Genomic DNA, 17,523 nt, shown 5'->3' with positions numbered 1-17,523 from the left:
CGTTTTGAATTAAAAATATACTCTAGGAGTTTTTATGAAAAAATCTTTAAAAGTTGCAGGATTAACTTTAGCGTTAGCAAGTGGTGCATTATTCGCTTCAGCAGCAAATGCAGAAGAGAGCATTGCATTTATTAATTCAGCATATATTTTCCAAAATGCACCAGAACGCCAAGCTGCAATGAAGAAATTAGATGATGAATTCAAAGCACCAGTTGAACAACTACGTGCTAAAGAAAAAGCTATCGTAGACAAAATCCAAGCGTTACAAAAAGATGGTAAAAATTTACGTCAAGCAGATATCAAAAAACGTGAAGATGAAATCAATAAATTACGTGCAGACTACGATAAAGAAGCTGGCGAATTACAACAAAAAATCAATGCACGTCGTGCAGAAGAAGATAATAAAGTTGTAGAGTCTATCCAAAAAGTTGTTAATGATATTGCAAAAGAGAAAAAATATACTTTTGTAATTGATGCTAACGCTGTTGCTTTTGCAGTAGATGGTAAAAATATTACTAAAGACGTAATGGATAAACTTGCACCAGCAGCTAAAAAATAATAGAGGTTAGCTGAAATTATGCAACAATACCGTCTAAGTGATTTGGCGGAAAAAGTCGGCGGTACTCTTAAGGGTAACGCCGATATTTTCGTTGAAAGTATTGCTCCTTTAGAACGAGCAACATCACAACATTTAACTTTTATCTCAAATCCGAAATTTCGTCCGTTGCTTGCAGAAAGCCAAGCAGGTGCATTATTAGTTAGTGAAGCTGATATCCCTTATTGTGCTGAGAAGCAAAATATTATTGTGGTCAAAGATCCCTATGTAGCTTATGCGATTTTGGCACAATATATGGACAATACGCCAAAACCGGCAACAGATATTGCTGCGAGTGCAGTGATTTCACCAACTGCAGTATTAGGGAAAAATGTCAGTATTGATGCTAATGCGGTGATTGAAGATGGTGTCGTATTGGGTGATGATGTTTGCATTGGTGCAGGTTGTTTTATTGGCAAAAATGCGAAAATTGGCGCAAGAACAAAATTGTGGGCAAATGTTTCTGTCTATCATGCAGTAGAAATTGGTACAGATTGCTTAATTCAATCTTCAGCGGTAATTGGCAGCGATGGTTTCGGTTATGCGAATGAACGTGGAAAATGGATTAAAATTCCACAAACTGGGACAGTGATTATTGGTAATCATGTAGAAATTGGTGCTTGCACTTGTATCGATCGTGGCGCATTAGATGCAACAGTGATCGATGATAATGTGATTATTGATAATCTTTGTCAAATTGCACATAACGTACATATTGGCACAGGTACTGCCGTTGCTGGTGGTGTTATTATGGCTGGTAGTTTGCATGTTGGACGTTATTGTTTAATTGGCGGCGCAAGTGTAATTAATGGACATATGGAAATTTGCGATGGTGTAACTGTGACCGGTATGGGCATGGTGATGCGGCCAATTACTGAGCCAGGCGTTTATTCTTCAGGTATTCCATTACAACCTAATAAAGAGTGGCGTAAGACTGCGGCACTAACATTAGGCATCAATGAAATGAATAAACGACTAAAAGAATTAGAAAAACAAATGAAAAATATCAGCAAATGATAAATGATTGAGGGCAACCAAAGTGACAATTGAACGAGAACCAAGAATAGTTGATATCGATGAGATTATGCAGCTTTTGCCACACCGTTACCCATTTTTATTGGTTGATCGTGTGTTAGATTTTGAGGAAGGAAAATGGCTCAAAGCGGTAAAAAATGTCAGTGTAAATGAACCTTGTTTTACCGGACATTTCCCACAAAAACCGATTTTCCCTGGTGTATTGATTCTTGAAGCGTTAGCGCAAGCAGCTGGTGTGTTAGCATTCAAAACAACACAACTTTCACCAAATGAATTGTATTATTTCGCTGCCATTGATAATGCACGTTTTAAAAAGCCAGTATTCCCAGGTGATCAACTGGTGTTAAAGATTGAGTTTGAACGTGAAAGACGTGGTGTGATGCGTTTTAAAGGAATTGCCACCGTTGATGGCCAATTAGTTTGTGAAGCCGATTTAATGTGTGCTAGACGAGGAGTTTAAGATGATCCATCCAAGTGCTAAAATCCACCCAACATCGATTGTTGAAGATGGCGCAATTATTGGTGCCAATGTCGTCGTTGGTCCATTTTGTATTATTGAAAAAGATGTAGAAATCGGTGCTAATACAGTATTGAACTCTCATATCGTGATCAAAGGTAAAACCAAAATTGGTGAGAATAACCAGATTTACCAATTTGCTAGTATTGGTGAAGTTAACCAAGATCTAAAATATGCAGGTGAGCCAACATTAACCGTTATCGGTAATAACAATCGTATTCGTGAACACGTTACGATTCATCGTGGTACAGTTCAAGGTGGCGGCACAACTAAGGTTGGTGATAATAACCTCTTTATGATCAATGCGCATATTGCTCATGATTGCCAAATTAAAAATAACTGTATTTTAGCTAATAACGCAACGTTAGCTGGACACGTACAATTAGATGATTTTGTGATTGTTGGCGGTATGTCAGCAATTCATCAATTTGTAGTAGTTGGCGCACACGTGATGTTAGGCGGTGGTTCAATGGTGAGCCAAGATGTGCCACCATATGTAATGGCACAAGGAAATCACGCACGACCATTTGGTATTAATATCGAGGGCTTAAAACGTCGTGGTTTTGACAAACCAACATTACACGTTATTCGCAGCGTTTATAAATTAATCTATCGTAGTGATAAAACTTTAGAAGAAATTATGCCTGAAATCGAACAGATTGCAGAAACTGAATCTTCTATTAGCTTCTTTGTTGATTTCTTTAAACGTTCTACACGCGGCATTATTCGCTAATATTGATCTATCTAAACCGCACTAACTATCTCAATTTATAGATAGGGTGCGGTTTATTTATATGCTTAGGAGAAAAATATGCAACAGTCTATTTCTACGATTCCATATACGCCAACGATCGCGATTGTCGCTGGTGAAGCATCGGGCGATATTTTAGGAGCAGGATTAATTCGAGCTTTAAAAATTCGTTATCCGCAAGCAAAGTTTATTGGAATTGCAGGACCGAAGATGTTGCAAGAAGGATGCGAAACTCTGTTTGATATGGAAGAACTAAGTGTAATGGGCTTAGTTGAAGTACTCAAACATTTACCGCGCTTGTTAAAAATTCGTCAATCATTGATCGAAAATTTGCTCAATATTAAACCGGATGTATTTATTGGCATTGATGCACCTGATTTTAATATCGGTGTGGAATTAAAGCTAAAACAACAAGGCATTAAAACGATACATTATGTTAGCCCTTCTGTTTGGGCTTGGCGACAAAATCGTATTCATAAGATTGCGCAAGCGGTAAATATGATGTTGGTATTTATGCCATTTGAAAAAGCATTTTATGATCAACATAACGTACCATGTCGTTTTATTGGACATACTTTAGCAGATGCGTTACCACTAAAACCTGATCGTTTCGATGCTTGCGAGTTTTTGCAAATCGATCCTAGTCAGCGTTATTTAGCGATTCTCGTTGGCAGCCGACACAATGAAGTGGCTTTTTTAGCAGAAACTTTTATTAAAACGGCGATCTTATTACAGCAGCAATATCCTGATATTAAATTGTTGGTGCCGTTAGCAAATGCTAAACGCCGTCAGCAATTTGAACAAATTCTGCAACAAGTGGCACCAGATTTGGCGGTTACCCTAATTGATGGACACGCCAAACAGGCAATGATCGCTGCGGAAGCAACTTTATTAGCGTCTGGAACGGCAGCATTGGAAGCGATGTTATGTAAATCACCAATGGTAGTCGGTTATAAAATGAAGGCGAGTACATATTGGTTGGCAAAACGCTTAGTAAAAACGAACTATATCTCATTACCGAATATTTTAGCGAATGATCTATTGGTGCCGGAAATGATTCAGGAACAATGTGAACCTGAATTATTAGCAGCAAAATTGGCAAGATATTTCTCAACAGAAGAGCAAGATTTACGCCATACGGCACAATTAAAGCAAATGTTCACTGATTTACACCGAGCTATTCAACAAGATGCAGATAAATTGGCAGCGGAAGCAGTGGCATTAGTATTAGAAAGCGAGGCGAGAATATAAATGGAATTTGTCTATCCGTCAGCAAAATTAATTGCTGGTGTGGATGAGGTTGGACGAGGTCCACTAATTGGCGCAGTAGTCACCGCAGCAGTGATTTTAGATCCTAAACAACCGATTGTAGGATTAGCTGATTCAAAGAAGTTATCTGAAAAAAAACGTTTGCAACTTGCAGAAGAAATTAAAGCAAAGGCATTAGCTTGGAGTTTAGGCAGAGCGGAAGCGAGTGAAATCGATCAACTCAATATTTTGCAAGCGACGATGTTAGCAATGTGTCGAGCAGTACAAGGTTTAGCGATTCAACCTGATTTTGTTTTGATTGACGGCAACCGTATTCCAAAAGATTTAGGGATTAATGCACAAGCAGTAGTGAAAGGCGATAGTTTAGTCGCAGAAATTAGCGCGGCTTCTATTTTAGCAAAAGTCGCACGCGATCAAGAGATGATTGAATTGCATCAAAAATATCCAGAATATGGTTTCGATCGACATAAAGGTTACCCAACAGCCTTGCATTTAGAAAATTTAGCAAAATATGGTATTTTGCCAGAGCATCGACAAAGTTTTGCTCCGGTAAAACAATATATTAAATAAGGAAAGATTATGAAAAAGCACGCACTTGCACTGTTATTAGCACTAACCGCAACTACTGCGTTAGCGGATAATGCACAAATTATTGCAGAATTAAAAAAACTAGGCGTAAAAGAGGTAGATGTTAAACCTTCACCAATTGCAGGAGTAAAAACAGCAGTAACCGATCAAGGTATTGTTTATGTTTCTGATGATGGTAAATATGTGCTTTACGGCAATCTTTATCAGATTACAGATAAAGGGCCAGTGAATCTTTCTAGTAAATTGTTATTAGATCAGGTTAATAAATTGTCGGATCAAATGATCGTATATCCAGCGAAAAATGAGAAATATGTGGTAACCATTTTCATGGATATTACCTGTCATTATTGTCATATTCTGCACGAACAAATGAAAGATTATAACGATCTCGGTATTACCATTCGTTATCTTGCCTTTCCAAGAGGTGGTTTAGGATCACAAGCTGCACAACAAATGGAGAGTATTTGGACCTCAAAAGATCCTGCCTTTGCATTAGATGAAGCGGAAAAAGGCAATTTACCAAAAGAGTTAAAAACACCACAAACAGTCGCTAAACATTATCAATTAGGCTTGCAATATGGTGTGAATGGTACACCAAGTATTATTTTACCAAGTGGTGAATTATTAGGCGGATACATGCCACCAAAAGAATTATTGAAGATATTACAAGAGCCATAAACAATTTCGCATTATAATAGGCGATCGATATTGATTTGTAGAAGTAACAGATAAGTCAGAAGTAGTAGATGTAAGGTAGTTGTTGTGCTGAAAAGAATTGAAAGGAGAGCGTTAGCAGAAGGAGTTGCAGTTTGTGATGATCCATTATTGGATCGTATTTATCGCAGTCGTGGTATTGCAACAGTTCAACATCTTAATTATGCCCTAAAGTTTATGCTTCCCCCTTCATTGCTCAGTCATTTGGAGCGAGCTACTAAGCTATTAATCGAAGCTTATCAACAACAGAAAAACATTGTTATTGTCGGCGATTTTGATGCAGATGGCGCGACTAGTATTGCGTTAACTGTATTGGCACTGCGTCAATTGGGTTTTCAATCTGTTGATTATTTAGTGCCAGATCGTTTCGAACAAGGCTATGGACTTAGTGTATCGGTAGCGCAGCAAGCGTTGCAAAAACAAGCAGAATTGGTGATTACTGTTGATAATGGTGTTTCTTCATTAGAAGGCATTGATTATCTAAAACAGCATCAAGTACAAGTGATTGTTACCGATCACCATCTACCAGGCGAACGGCTGCCGAATGCTGATGTGATTGTTAATCCTAATTTGCGTGATTGTGGTTTTCCATCGAAATATTTAGCTGGTGTTGGTGTTGCTTTTTATTTGATGGTGGCGTTGCGTGCAGCGTTTCGCGAACATAATTTATTTGCTGATCGGGCGGAGCCAAATTTTGCGGAACTGTTAGATTTAGTGGCGTTAGGTACGGTAGCAGACGTCGTGCCATTAGATTACAACAATCGTATTTTGGTTTCACAGGGGTTGGCACGCATTCGAGCAGAACATTGTCATTGCGGTATCCGAGCCTTAATTGAAGTAGCTAATTTGGATATTACGCAATTGGTAGCGAGTAATTTAGGTTTTTCAATTGCACCACGACTCAACGCAGCAGGACGTATTGATAATATGTCGCTTGGGGTGGAATTATTATTAGCAGAAACAATGGAACAGGCGCGAGCATTAGCGCTTGAGCTCGATACCTTGAATCAGACGCGTAAAGAGATTGAAACCAGTATGAAGCAAGAAGCATTGCACTTTTTGCGTGAGTTGAAATCGACATATCAGCAAGATACTTTCGCAATTGCCTTATATCAACCTGATTGGCATCAAGGTGTATTAGGAATTTTGGCTGCCAGAATGAAGGATCAATTTCATCGGCCAACGGTTGTGTTTGCACAAGAAGAACAAGGTATTTTACGCGGTTCAGCACGTTCGATTGAAGGCTTACATATTCGAGATTTATTGGAATATATTCATAGTCAGCATCCTGAAATTATTATCAAGTTTGGCGGGCATGCAATGGCAGCGGGGCTAAGTATTAACGAAGCCTATTTTCCAAAGTTTCAGCAACTGTTTAATCAATATGCAAAAGCATGGCTGGATGAAAAAGCCTTGCAAGGGGTGATCTATACCGATGGGGAATTAAATTCACAAGAAATGAATGTGGCTACTGCAGAAAAATTACAATTTGCAGGACCTTGGGGACAACATTTTCCAGAGCCGCAATTTGATGGTGAGTTTAGAATTTTACAGCAGCGCATTGTGGGTGAAAAACATTTAAAAATGTTAGTGGAACCACTCGCTGGCGGCAATATGTTTGACGCGATTCAGTTCAATGCTGATACGCGTTTATATCCAGATTTGTCGATAAAATCAGCGCGAATGGTCTATCACCTTGCGGTGAATGAATATCGAGGCAATAGACAAGTACAATTATTAGTAAATTATATAGAAGCATTAGGATAAGCAATGAATAGCGTGATATTTGTAGTACGTGTTGTTGTATTAGCATGGTTTGGATTCTTCTTTTCCACCAGCTATGCGGAACAATTACCTATTTTTAAAGATGGTAAAGACTACTTTTCTTATAAGAAGCCGTTACAGGAAACACCATTGCCAGATAAAAAGATCAGGATTAAATTTTTCTTTGCTTATGAATGTCGTATCTGTTTGATTGCCGCAGATAATTTGAGTTTATACAAAAGAATGAATCCAAATGAAGTTGAAATTGAATGGATCCCCGCAGCGACGGAAACAGGGCATTATTCCGCTTCGGTCTATTATGCTTTAGAAAATTTAGGTCGTCCTGATTTAGCGGATTTATTTATTTTCGATACAGCAGAATTGAAATTTGATAAGAACCGTCAAGGTCGTGGTGAATTTTTGCAACAATGGTTAGAACGCAAAAAGGTTAATATTAATGCCTTTTCTGAATTATTAAATTCACCAGTCACTGAAGGAAAAGTAAAACAGGCGATTGATGAAACTAAAAAATATGGTGTGTTTACGTTGCCGTTTGTTTCCGTTGATGGACGTTATGTGTTAACGGAAAGCACCCTTTATAACGATGATTACACAATGGCAGTATTGGATTCATTAAGTGAAAAATTATCACAACAGCAACGAGGACAGAAATGAAAATCGGAATTGTCGGTGCAATGGCACAAGAGGTTGAAATCTTACAAGGATTAATGCAGAACAAACAAGTAAAGCAATTAGCGACTTGTACGATTTATGAAGGAAAAATTGGGCAGCATGATGTTGCATTGTTACAATCAGGAATTGGTAAAAGTGCGGCTGCAATGGGAACAACAGCATTGATTCTTACTTGCCAGCCTGATTGCATTATTAATACAGGTTCAGCTGGTGGTTTAAATCCACAATTAAATATTGGCGATATTATTATTTCTGATCAGGTTTGTTATCACGATGCTGATGTGACGGCATTTGGTTATGCAAAAGGACAGTTACCAGCTTGTCCGGAAAAATTTAGTGCGGATCAAAAGTTAATTGATGCTGTTACTAAAGCAGTAACAGAACAAGGGCAAAATGCGGTGATTGGCTTGGTTTGTTCTGGTGATCAATTTATTAATGGTGAAGATGCAATTGCACGTATTCGTCAAGATTTCCCAACCGTAGCAGCAGTTGAAATGGAAGCTGCGGCAATTGCTCATATTTGTTATGCTTTCAAGGTACCGTTTGTGGTTATTCGCGCGATTTCTGATGTGGCAGATAAGCAGTCGCATATGTCGTTTGATGAATTTTTACCGATAGCGGTCAAACACTCTTCAAAAATTGTTTTGGCGACCTTAGAAAAATTGGTAAATTAATAGCTTGGTGACATAAGTCACCAAGTCAGGCCGCTGACAAACCTAAATTTTGTCAAAAACTTCTATAAAATAGCTTTGGGTTCCCTCTTACTCTTGCCCGAATGCAAATAAGATTTTCAGGCAAAAAAAGCTGTCAATTTTTCGAGCTTGCGAGAAAAATCTCTTTTTTTGCCGCCCGGAAAATCTTATTGGAATGAGGATTAGCAAGAGTGTGAGGGTGTATTTCTTTTGCCTACTTTTCTTTATACAGGTAAAGAAAAGTAGGTCGCCCTTTAGGGCGAAACCTAAATTTTAGATAAGAAATAATTTAGCTAAAAGTTTTATCATTGACTTTATCAATAAACTGGCTTAGTGACATAAGTCACCAAGTGTAATTAAGGAAATACCTATGCAACTCTCGCCAACACAACAACAACGCTTACTCGATTTACTACAAACAACAGAATATAACGAACAATATCAATTACCTATCGAGATTTCTGCCCTTACCGAACCACTACAAAAAATTGCTACAGCGATCTATTTTTCTGATTTTGTTGCAGACACCTTACAAAAGTATCCAACACTATTTCAACGGTGGTTAGCGCGTACACCGCAATTTAGCGATTGTGAACACTATCAACAACGTTTGAGCGAACAGCTGGCAACCGTCACTGACGAAACGATTTTGTATCAAATCTTGCGTCAATTCCGTCATCAAGAAATGGCAACATTAAGCTTTTGCCAAAGTTTAAATTTAGCAACAGTAGAACAAATCTTTCGCCAGCTTTCCGCATTGGCAGAAGCGATCATTGTTGTCACCAAAGATTGGTTATATGAGAAGCTTTGTACAGAATTAGGCACGCCAACGAATGCCGAAGGGGAAGCACAAAAACTCATTATTTTAGGAATGGGAAAATTAGGTGGAAGAGAATTAAATTTCTCCTCTGATATTGATCTGATTTTTACCTATCCTGATCATGGTGAAACTGTTGGGGCTAGACGCAGTATTGATAATGGACAATTCTTTGTCCGTTTAGGGCAACGTTTTATTAAGGCATTAGAACAGCAAACGATAGATGGTTTTGTTTATCGTGTTGATATGCGCTTGCGCCCATTTGGCGATGCAGGAGCGTTAGCATTAAGTTTTGCTTCAATGGAAGATTATTATCAAGAGCAAGGTCGTGATTGGGAACGTTATGCGATGATCAAAGCGCGCATTATGGGCGAAGATAGTAACGATATTAATCACCGCTACCTTAATCAATTATTACGCCCTTTTGTGTATCGTCGTTATATTGATTTCAGTGCAATTCAATCATTACGTGATATGAAACAAAAGATCAGTGCTGAAGTGCGTCGTCGTGGTTTGGTCGATAATATTAAATTAGGCGCTGGTGGAATTCGTGAGATTGAGTTTATTGTGCAAGTGTTCCAATTAATTCGCGGTGGGCGTGAAAAAAGTTTACAACAGCGCGAATTATTACTGATTTTGCCAAAATTGGTTGAGTTGGATCTGTTAAAGCAACTTGAAGCGAATCATTTATCGCAAGCTTATCTCTTTTTGCGAAGAGTGGAGAATGTGTTGCAAGCGATTAACGATCAACAAACACAATTATTACCAACCAATGATCAAGATCGTCAGCGATTAGTGGAAGCTTGTCGTGCATTTACCTATTTTAATCAACAGGGACAAATCGTCGCACTGGAATACCCAATTTATAACTGGCAGAGTTTTTATCAGGTATTGACGCAACACCAACAAAATGTGCGTGAAGTGTTCCATCATCTGATTGGCAGTGAAGATGATAAAGAAGATGCCAGTGAGAGCGAATGGCAAGATTTTCTTGGTATCAGTTTTAATCAGCAAGATGTGATGACTTTATTAAACAAGTTAGCGGTTGCTGAACCGGAAAAAATTGCTGAACATTTGTGGCAATTTAAACAAGAGATTTTGCGTAAATCCTTGGGAGTACGTGGTCGAGATGTATTAGAACAATTGTTGCCAGTGTTAATTGATGAAATGTTAGCAATGGAACAAGCAGTGGTTTTAGTGCCGCGTATTTTGGAAATTATCGGACGTATTGCAACGCGGACAACCTACCTTGAATTATTGCGTGAAAATCCGAACTCACGCACTTTATTGATGAAACTTTGTAGCGCATCTCCATTTGTTGCTCGTCAAATTGCCGATTATCCATTATTGCTTGATGAATTACTCAATCCAAATACATTGTTATCACCACCGCCATTTAGTCAATATCAAGCGGAATTGGAACATTATTTGTTGCGGGTACCGCAAGAAGATGAAGAGCAGATGATTGATGTATTGCGTCAATTTAAATTAGCTACACAGTTACGAGTGGCCGCAGCGGATATTTTAGGGGCATTACCAGTGATGAAAGTGAGTGATCATCTTACTTTCTTAGCGGAAGCGATTATTGCCAGTGTAGTGAATTTAGCTTGGCGACAAGTGACACAACGTTTTGGTACACCAGATCATTTGCAAGAAGGTGAAAAACGTTTCTTGGTAGTGGGTTACGGTAAATTGGGCGGTATTGAATTAGGTTATAAATCGGATTTAGATTTAGTCTTTTTATATGATGCGCCGGCTAATGGACAAACCGTTGGCGGTAAGCGCAGTATTGATAGTGCGCAATTTTATTTGCGTTTAGCGCAAAAAATTAACAGCATTTTTAATATCAATACTAATTCAGGTATTTTATATGAAGTGGATATGCGTTTACGTCCATCAGGTAGTGCGGGATTGTTAGTTAGCTCTATAACGGCGTTCCACGATTATCAACAACACGAAGCGTGGACGTGGGAAAAACAAGCGTTAGTGCGAGCAAGACCAGTTTATGGTGAAGAGGAAATGCGCAACCGTTTTACGGAAATTCGTCGTGCAGTGTTGTCAGCGCCACAGCAACCGGAAAAATTGAAAACAGATGTGCGTGAGATGCGCGAGAAGATGTATGAACATTTATCGCATACGGCAGAAGGTTATTTTGATATTAAGAAAGATCGCGGCGGCATCACTGATATTGAATTTATTGCCCAATATTTAATGTTGGCAAATGCAGAAAAAATTCCAGAACTGACAACTTGGTCGGATAATGTGCGTATTTTTGAGGATATGGTGAAATATCAAGTGATTACAGCAGAAGTAGGTGAGCGTTTAACCGCTATTTATGTTGAGTTACGTAATCATATTCATCATTTAAATTTAGCCGGACGTGATTCGGTGGTAGAAGCGGAACCATTTGCAGCACAACGAGCCTTTATTAGTGAAATTTGGCAGCAGTTGTTCGCAGAATAATGGTTTTTGTCTATTAAGCCGATTTTATTGGTAATCTTAATAAAAGATTTTTGGGTTCCCTCTTACTCTTGCCCGAATGTAGATAAGATTTTCAGGCAAAAAAAGCTGTCAATTTTTCGAGCTTGCGAGAAAAATCTCTTTTTTTGCCGCCCGGAAAATCTTATTGGAATGAGGATTAGCAAGAGTGTGAGGGTGTATTTCTTTTGCCTACTTTTCTTTATACAGGTAAAGAAAAGTAGGTCGCCCTTTAGGGCGAAACCTAAATATCAACAATTGAATAATCAGCTATCTTCTGCATATTATGCTGCGAAAAGGCGCTTGCTGCATCAGCTAAGGTTTTACCATCTGGCAGCACTAATTGCGGAGCGATATCTAATAACGGAATTAACACAAACTCACGATTTTTCATTTCACGATGTGGCACACTTAACCGCTCGTTCTCAATGATCTCTTGGTTAAATAACAGAATATCTAAATCTAAGGTACGCTCACCCCAACGGCGCAAGCGCACTCTACCTTGTTGCTGTTCGATTGATTGTAATAAATCCAATAACGCTAATGGCGATAATGAAGTATGGAGTTGTGCCACTGCATTAACAAAGTCGGGCTGATCTTGCGGCCCTAACGGTTTACTACCATAAAATGGACTAACAGCAATCAATTCAATTTCTGACTGTTGGCGTAACGTATCTAGGGCAGTAATTAATTGTTGTAATGGCTGATTTAAATTACTGCCCAAAGCAATATAAACATTATTCATCTTTATAATGGCGAACTCTGGTTAGAACGTTTCTTTCTTTTATTATTTGGACGATAACGGCGACGCGGTTTGCGTTTTTGTGAGTTACCGTTGTCCATATGTAGTTTCTGCTGTACCTGAATTAATTGGTGGCGTTGCGAAGCATTACTTTGTTGATACTCATACCACCACGCTGCCAGCTCAATCGTTTCACCATGTTCAATTTCGGCACGCATTGCTAGAAGATCATAAGCAGCACGAAACTTTTCGTGCTCTAGCGTTAGTTGCGGACGTTTACCGGTACGTTTAGTAAAGAGTAACTGTAATGACCAAATATCACGAATTGTTGCGGTATGACGACGTAAAATCGCCACTCGCTGACAAATAGCGTGCAACAGATCATTACTCGCTAAAGAGTAGGCATCAAAATTATTCAATCCGCCCTCATTTTTCAGGATCTCAATGCGTTCACGCAACGGATACCAGAAAAATGCCGCAAATAAGAAAGCAGGATTAATTCTTAAATGATCTGCAATGCGTTCATCAGTAGAACGTAAAGCGGTAACTAACATTTTCTCTGTAAATGAATCACCTTTTTCGGTAAAAAAAGGCGTTAGTACAGGGAATAATTGTTGGAATAATTGATACTTATATAATAGATGATACGTTTTCTCACCTTGCCCTGTTTGCAATAGTTTTAGGCTTTCATCAAACAAACGTGCGGCAGGAATATTTTGTAATAATGGTGCTAATTCATAAATAGGTTGTTCACAGCGTTTATCGAGGAACATTTCTAATTTCGCCATAAAACGAATTGCACGCAGCATTCTTACTGGATCTTCTTGATAACGTTGTACCGGATCGCCGATTAACACTAAACGCCCGGCGCGTAAATCTTTAATGCCGTTAAAGAAATCATAAAGCTGATCTTTTTGTGGATTATAGTAAAACGCATTAACGGTAAAATCGCGGCGCGCAGCATCATCTTCTAAAGAGCCATATACATTATCACGCAATAACATTCCTTCGGCGCTTTGCTTAGCGAATTTGTCATTATTGACTTCATCGTGTGCCGCACGAAAGGTCGCAACTTCAATAATCTCTTTACCAAATAGAATATGAGCTAAACGGAAACGACGTCCGACCAAACGACATTGACGTTGGAAAATTTTTTGAATCTGTTCAGGTCTAGCATTAGTCGCAATATCAAAATCTTTTGGCGTTTTAGCTAATAAAATATCGCGTAAACAACCACCCACAACATAGGCTTCAAAACCATTTTTTTGCAATTTTTCAACAACTTGCAAGGCTTGGCGGCTGATAAGATGAGGATAAATACCGTAATTTGAAGCTTTTAGGATATATGAAGATTTGGCAGGTTTAGTTGTTCTGCGAGCAGATGATTTTTTCGGTGCTGGTGTAATCTTGTGACTAGCGGTGGTTATCGTTGATTCACTAGTAGGTTGAATAGTTTCCTCTTTCTGACCTTTTTTATGAAAGAGTTTCCGAATGTAATTAAAAATAGCTCACCTCGAAATATTTTTTCAGTAAAAACATAGAATTATTAAAAAATAATAACCTCTCCCTAAGTGATTAAGGAGAGGAATACGATTTAGTTAGACAACGCTTATCCTAAGAAAATAGGGCGATTAGCCGCCAATTTGTTTCTCACGAATTTCTGCTAAAGTTTTACAATCGATACAAAGATCAGCGGTTGGTCTTGCTTCTAAACGTTTGATACCAATTTCCACACCGCAAGATTCACAATAACCAAAATCTTCAGATTCGATTTTCTTAATAGTACGTTCAATTTTCTTTAACAGTTTACGTTCACGATCGCGATTACGTAATTCTAAGCTAAACTCTTCTTCTTGGGTCGCACGATCAGATGGATCTGGGAAATTTGATGCTTCATCACGCATATGCGCAACGGTACGATCGGCCTCACCAACGATTTGAGCATGCCATGCAGTTAAAATCTTTTTAAAATGAAGCAATTGAGCTTCATTCATATATTCTTCACCTTTCTTCTCTTGATAAGGCTCAACACCTGCAAGAGCTAAAATACTAAGTGATGATTTTGGCGTGTTTGCTGTCATTTTTCATCTCTCCTAGACACCAAAATTGATAATACAAGCAACTGTCGGAACTCCATTATGAACAAAGTTATATCTCAATATTAAGGAGATTTTTTGTATAAATTTCCGCCAATTTTTTTACTGCTTGATGGGGCTTCCAAAAAAGCCGCATATAAATAGCAAAAGTTACTCTTTTTAGCAAATGAAATTTGTGAGTTCGTCGATTATTTAGTCAGAAATCATTGGGTAAAAATGCTTTTTTTGTAAATTTTCGAGTGAGTTCACATTTTTATTGTCTGCTTTTTGCTCGTTTTGCGATTGCTAATTAAGGTATAGCAGAACAAATCAATCAAGATAAGTGAACTGATTTTAGAAGCTATGGAACGAAGCTGTTTGCTGTGTTTTATCACCAGCTTAATCATCTTATATCTACCGTTTTCGTGGCTGGTATCGGCTTGGTTATTGATTGCATTTTGCATACTGTTATTGAGCGGTGTAGTTGTTATTGTTTGGCGTAAGTTCCTATCTATTGGCAAAACAATGCTTGTGATAGCCCTCACTGGTTTGTGGTGTATTGCAACAACGACAACTTTGATTAAACAAAATCAGATGCTGCATACTTTGGTGGGCAGTAGTCAATCAGCCAAGATTCAAATTGAAAAAGTATTGCATCAAGGCGAATATCAAACTGCAATCGCTTTATTACAGTTTGCACCAACGCAGCCGAATTACCGCTTTTATATTACTTGGCAAGAGGACACTGCATTGCAAGCCGGGCAAGTATGGCAAGGCGAAATTACGATCAAACCAATCGCTGCCCGTTTAAATGAGGGCGGTTTTCAACGCCAAAAATGGTTATATGCCAATCGCATTGTTGGCAATGCAAATGTGAAACAAGCCAAATTGATTGCTGATAAGCCGCAATTGCGTGAGCATTTATTGCGATTTACTGAACAGAAATTACAAGGGCAATCCAGTGTTGGTTTGTTATTAGCATTAGGTTTTGGTGAAAAGGCTTATTTAAGTCATTCGTTACTACAACTTTTCCAACAAACAGGTACCGCACATTTAATTGCCATTTCTGGTTTGCATATCGGCCTAATGATGCTATTGGGATTATTGCTAGGACGAAGCCTGCAATATCTATTGCCAACGCAGTGGATTACCCCAACATTTCCTCTAATTTGTGGTGGTATATTGGCATTAAGTTATAGCTATTTGGCTGATTTTTCTGTACCGACCATACGTGCTATTACAGCGCTGGCGTTATTATTGTTATTGCGATTTTGTCGTTGTTATCTTAATTGGTGGCAGCTTTATCTCCGCACTATCACTATTTTAATTATATGTGATCCATTAATGCTGTTAAGTGATAGCTTTTGGTTATCAGCAACCGCGGTATTCAGTTTGCTGGTTTGGCATACGCTGTTGCCATTATCTGCTTGGCAATGGCGTGGTAAACCGTTATCTCAGCTTGGTAAAGGGCGTTATTACTTGCTGACACTGCTGCATTTACAAATAGGACTAACATTCCTTTTCACACCAATAGTTTTATTATTTTTTGACGGCTTTAACCTGCAAAGTTTATTGATTAATTTATGGATTGTACCGCTGTTTAGTTTTTTGCTCATTCCCGGCATTCTGTTTTCTATTTTTACCTTCGATCTGCTGCATAGTTGGCAATGGTGTGCCTATTTAGCGGAAAACAGTATTAAGTGGCTCGGTTATTTTCAAGATTCGTGGCGTGATGTTGCTATGAGAGAAGGGCAGTGGCTCACTATTCTTGGTTTACTTTTTGGTTTGCTTTGGAGTTGTTATGCACTTTATCTACAACGCCAATTACCAACCAATAACCACAACCAATTAGTAGCACAATTACAGGTGAAAAAATTGACTTTTCACGCCGATTTATTAGCGTCACCAAAGATTTTACAGCGAGCGATTATCGGTTTTGCAATTGTACTAATGTGGCAGATAGCGTTATTAAGTTATGGCTATTATCAGCAATGGCGCACGCTTTGGACGCTCGAAATGCTAGATGTAGGGCAAGGATTAGCCATTTTATTGCGACAGAATGATCAAGGCGTTTTATATGATAGTGGTGCGGCTTGGTCGGGCGGCAGTATGGCGGAATTAGAAATCTTGCCCTATTTACGGCGGCAAGGTGTGCGTTTGGAAAGTTTGATTCTTAGCCATAATGATAATGATCATAGCGGTGGTGCGGAAACCTTGCTGCGAGCCTATCCCAATGCGCAATTATTCACTTCTTCACAAGTGATGTATGCTGAAAAAGCGCCTTTAGCTTGTGTACAAGGAAAAACATGGCAGTGGCAGCGTTTACGTTTTACGGTGTTAGCACCGACGGCGATCGTCCCGATGGCGCGCAATCAGCACTCTTGTGTGCTATTAATTGAAGATGATAATTATCGGGTGTTGTTAACCGGGGATTTAGATCGCAGTAATGAATTGCGTTATTTAGCAAATTTTCCAACGGTCGATATCTTGCAAGTTGCGCATCATGGCAGTAAAAGCTCCAGCAGTGAAACCTTTCTACGCAAAGTACAAGCAAAAGTTGCCTTAATTTCATCAGGTCTGGCTAATCGCTGGCATTTCCCGCACCAAGAAGTATTACAACGCCTAGCGGCGCGACAGATGCAAATTGCCAATACCGGTTGGGACGGACAGATCATTATTCGTTTTATGCGTGATGGTACATACCAAATAGAGAAACAACGAACGGCATTAACCGTATGGTTTAACCAGTTGCAAAATGGGGGCTTGTTGGAGAAATAGCAGATTGACCTCCTC

At 38.8% G+C, this 17,523-nt stretch carries 15 protein-coding genes; 12 read left to right on the top strand and 3 right to left on the bottom strand.

All coding sequences use genetic code 11. The features are described 5' to 3' along the window. Nucleotides 1–34 precede the first annotated feature (34 nt). The 11 genes from NYR30_RS09390 to glnE all read left to right on the top strand — a co-directional run bounded on the left by NYR30_RS09390 (nucleotide 35) and on the right by glnE (nucleotide 11,898). The gene (locus tag NYR30_RS09390) at nucleotides 35–559 is read left to right on the top strand and encodes an OmpH/Skp family outer membrane protein (protein ID WP_066108715.1); all 525 of its coding nucleotides are present in this window, start codon (nucleotides 35–37) and stop codon (nucleotides 557–559) included. A gap of 18 nt (nucleotides 560–577) precedes the next feature. Then, complete coding sequence (gene lpxD, locus NYR30_RS09385; protein WP_302500752.1) at nucleotides 578–1,612, top strand: UDP-3-O-(3-hydroxymyristoyl)glucosamine N-acyltransferase; 1,035 nt, start codon at nucleotides 578–580, stop codon at nucleotides 1,610–1,612. Between the two features lie 22 nt (nucleotides 1,613–1,634). Then, nucleotides 1,635–2,090: a 3-hydroxyacyl-ACP dehydratase FabZ gene (gene fabZ / locus NYR30_RS09380; RefSeq protein ID WP_066113007.1), complete on the top strand. Its 456-nt coding sequence runs from the start codon at nucleotides 1,635–1,637 to the stop codon at nucleotides 2,088–2,090. Nucleotide 2,091: 1 nt separating this feature from the next. Beyond that, nucleotides 2,092–2,880 carry an acyl-ACP--UDP-N-acetylglucosamine O-acyltransferase gene (lpxA, locus tag NYR30_RS09375; protein WP_066113008.1) on the top strand — a complete coding sequence of 263 codons (789 nt, stop codon included), beginning with the start codon at nucleotides 2,092–2,094 and terminating at the stop codon, nucleotides 2,878–2,880. 78 nt (nucleotides 2,881–2,958) lie between these two features. Further along, a complete protein-coding gene (gene lpxB / locus NYR30_RS09370) occupies nucleotides 2,959–4,149 on the top strand; it encodes a lipid-A-disaccharide synthase (RefSeq protein WP_302500748.1) in 1,191 nt (396 codons plus the stop codon). After that, complete coding sequence (gene rnhB, locus NYR30_RS09365; RefSeq protein WP_066108730.1) at nucleotides 4,150–4,737, top strand: ribonuclease HII; 588 nt, start codon at nucleotides 4,150–4,152, stop codon at nucleotides 4,735–4,737. It begins immediately after the preceding gene. Between the two features lie 9 nt (nucleotides 4,738–4,746). After that, the gene (dsbC, locus tag NYR30_RS09360) at nucleotides 4,747–5,433 is read left to right on the top strand and encodes a bifunctional protein-disulfide isomerase/oxidoreductase DsbC (protein WP_302500745.1); all 687 of its coding nucleotides are present in this window, start codon (nucleotides 4,747–4,749) and stop codon (nucleotides 5,431–5,433) included. Between the two features lie 84 nt (nucleotides 5,434–5,517). Continuing rightward, nucleotides 5,518–7,236 (top strand): single-stranded-DNA-specific exonuclease RecJ, encoded by a 1,719-nt coding sequence (recJ, locus tag NYR30_RS09355; RefSeq protein WP_066421610.1) that lies wholly within the window; start codon nucleotides 5,518–5,520, stop codon nucleotides 7,234–7,236. A gap of 3 nt (nucleotides 7,237–7,239) precedes the next feature. Continuing rightward, nucleotides 7,240–7,908, top strand: a complete 669-nt coding sequence (locus NYR30_RS09350; protein ID WP_066113012.1) for a thioredoxin domain-containing protein — start codon at nucleotides 7,240–7,242, stop codon at nucleotides 7,906–7,908. Further along, entirely contained in the window at nucleotides 7,905–8,600 is a 696-nt protein-coding gene (mtnN, locus tag NYR30_RS09345; RefSeq protein ID WP_066113013.1) for a 5'-methylthioadenosine/S-adenosylhomocysteine nucleosidase, read from the top strand. The genes NYR30_RS09350 and mtnN overlap by 4 nt, the downstream gene beginning before the upstream one ends. Nucleotides 8,601–8,988: 388 nt before the next feature. Continuing rightward, nucleotides 8,989–11,898 carry a bifunctional [glutamate--ammonia ligase]-adenylyl-L-tyrosine phosphorylase/[glutamate--ammonia-ligase] adenylyltransferase gene (gene glnE / locus NYR30_RS09340; protein WP_302500735.1) on the top strand — a complete coding sequence of 970 codons (2,910 nt, stop codon included), beginning with the start codon at nucleotides 8,989–8,991 and terminating at the stop codon, nucleotides 11,896–11,898. 259 nt (nucleotides 11,899–12,157) lie between these two features. On the opposite strand, the gene folK is transcribed toward glnE, so the two are convergent. From folK to dksA, 3 genes are all read right to left on the bottom strand, one after another. Continuing rightward, nucleotides 12,158–12,658 carry a 2-amino-4-hydroxy-6-hydroxymethyldihydropteridine diphosphokinase gene (gene folK / locus NYR30_RS09335; RefSeq protein WP_302500733.1) on the bottom strand — a complete coding sequence of 167 codons (501 nt, stop codon included), beginning with the start codon at nucleotides 12,656–12,658 and terminating at the stop codon, nucleotides 12,158–12,160. A 2-nt stretch (nucleotides 12,659–12,660) separates the two neighbouring features. Next, a complete protein-coding gene (gene pcnB, locus NYR30_RS09330) occupies nucleotides 12,661–13,998 on the bottom strand; it encodes a polynucleotide adenylyltransferase PcnB (protein WP_302502476.1) in 1,338 nt (445 codons plus the stop codon). A gap of 288 nt (nucleotides 13,999–14,286) precedes the next feature. After that, nucleotides 14,287–14,736, bottom strand: coding sequence for an RNA polymerase-binding protein DksA (dksA, locus tag NYR30_RS09325; protein WP_066109108.1), 450 nt, complete (start codon nucleotides 14,734–14,736; stop codon nucleotides 14,287–14,289). A gap of 372 nt (nucleotides 14,737–15,108) precedes the next feature. Between dksA and NYR30_RS09320 the strand changes: the two genes are divergently transcribed. Continuing rightward, entirely contained in the window at nucleotides 15,109–17,508 is a 2,400-nt protein-coding gene (locus NYR30_RS09320; RefSeq protein ID WP_302500730.1) for a DNA internalization-related competence protein ComEC/Rec2, read from the top strand. Nucleotides 17,509–17,523 lie beyond the last annotated feature (15 nt).

The organism is Gallibacterium salpingitidis, assembly GCF_030517105.1.
In the GTDB taxonomy this organism is placed as follows: Bacteria; Pseudomonadota; Gammaproteobacteria; order Enterobacterales; family Pasteurellaceae; genus Gallibacterium; species Gallibacterium salpingitidis.
This window is presented reverse-complemented; position numbering and strand designations above follow the sequence as displayed.

Coding starts and splice junctions, on each gene's coding strand:
- lpxB (WP_302500748.1), top strand. CDS start 2,959: ATGCAACAGTCTATTTCTACGATTCCATATACGCCAACGATCGCGATT.
- dsbC (WP_302500745.1), top strand. CDS start 4,747: ATGAAAAAGCACGCACTTGCACTGTTATTAGCACTAACCGCAACTACT.
- folK (WP_302500733.1), bottom strand. CDS start 12,658: ATGAATAATGTTTATATTGCTTTGGGCAGTAATTTAAATCAGCCATTA.
- mtnN (WP_066113013.1), top strand. CDS start 7,905: ATGAAAATCGGAATTGTCGGTGCAATGGCACAAGAGGTTGAAATCTTA.
- dksA (WP_066109108.1), bottom strand. CDS start 14,736: ATGACAGCAAACACGCCAAAATCATCACTTAGTATTTTAGCTCTTGCA.
- NYR30_RS09350 (WP_066113012.1), top strand. CDS start 7,240: ATGAATAGCGTGATATTTGTAGTACGTGTTGTTGTATTAGCATGGTTT.
- rnhB (WP_066108730.1), top strand. CDS start 4,150: ATGGAATTTGTCTATCCGTCAGCAAAATTAATTGCTGGTGTGGATGAG.
- NYR30_RS09390 (WP_066108715.1), top strand. CDS start 35: ATGAAAAAATCTTTAAAAGTTGCAGGATTAACTTTAGCGTTAGCAAGT.
- glnE (WP_302500735.1), top strand. CDS start 8,989: ATGCAACTCTCGCCAACACAACAACAACGCTTACTCGATTTACTACAA.
- lpxA (WP_066113008.1), top strand. CDS start 2,092: ATGATCCATCCAAGTGCTAAAATCCACCCAACATCGATTGTTGAAGAT.
- lpxD (WP_302500752.1), top strand. CDS start 578: ATGCAACAATACCGTCTAAGTGATTTGGCGGAAAAAGTCGGCGGTACT.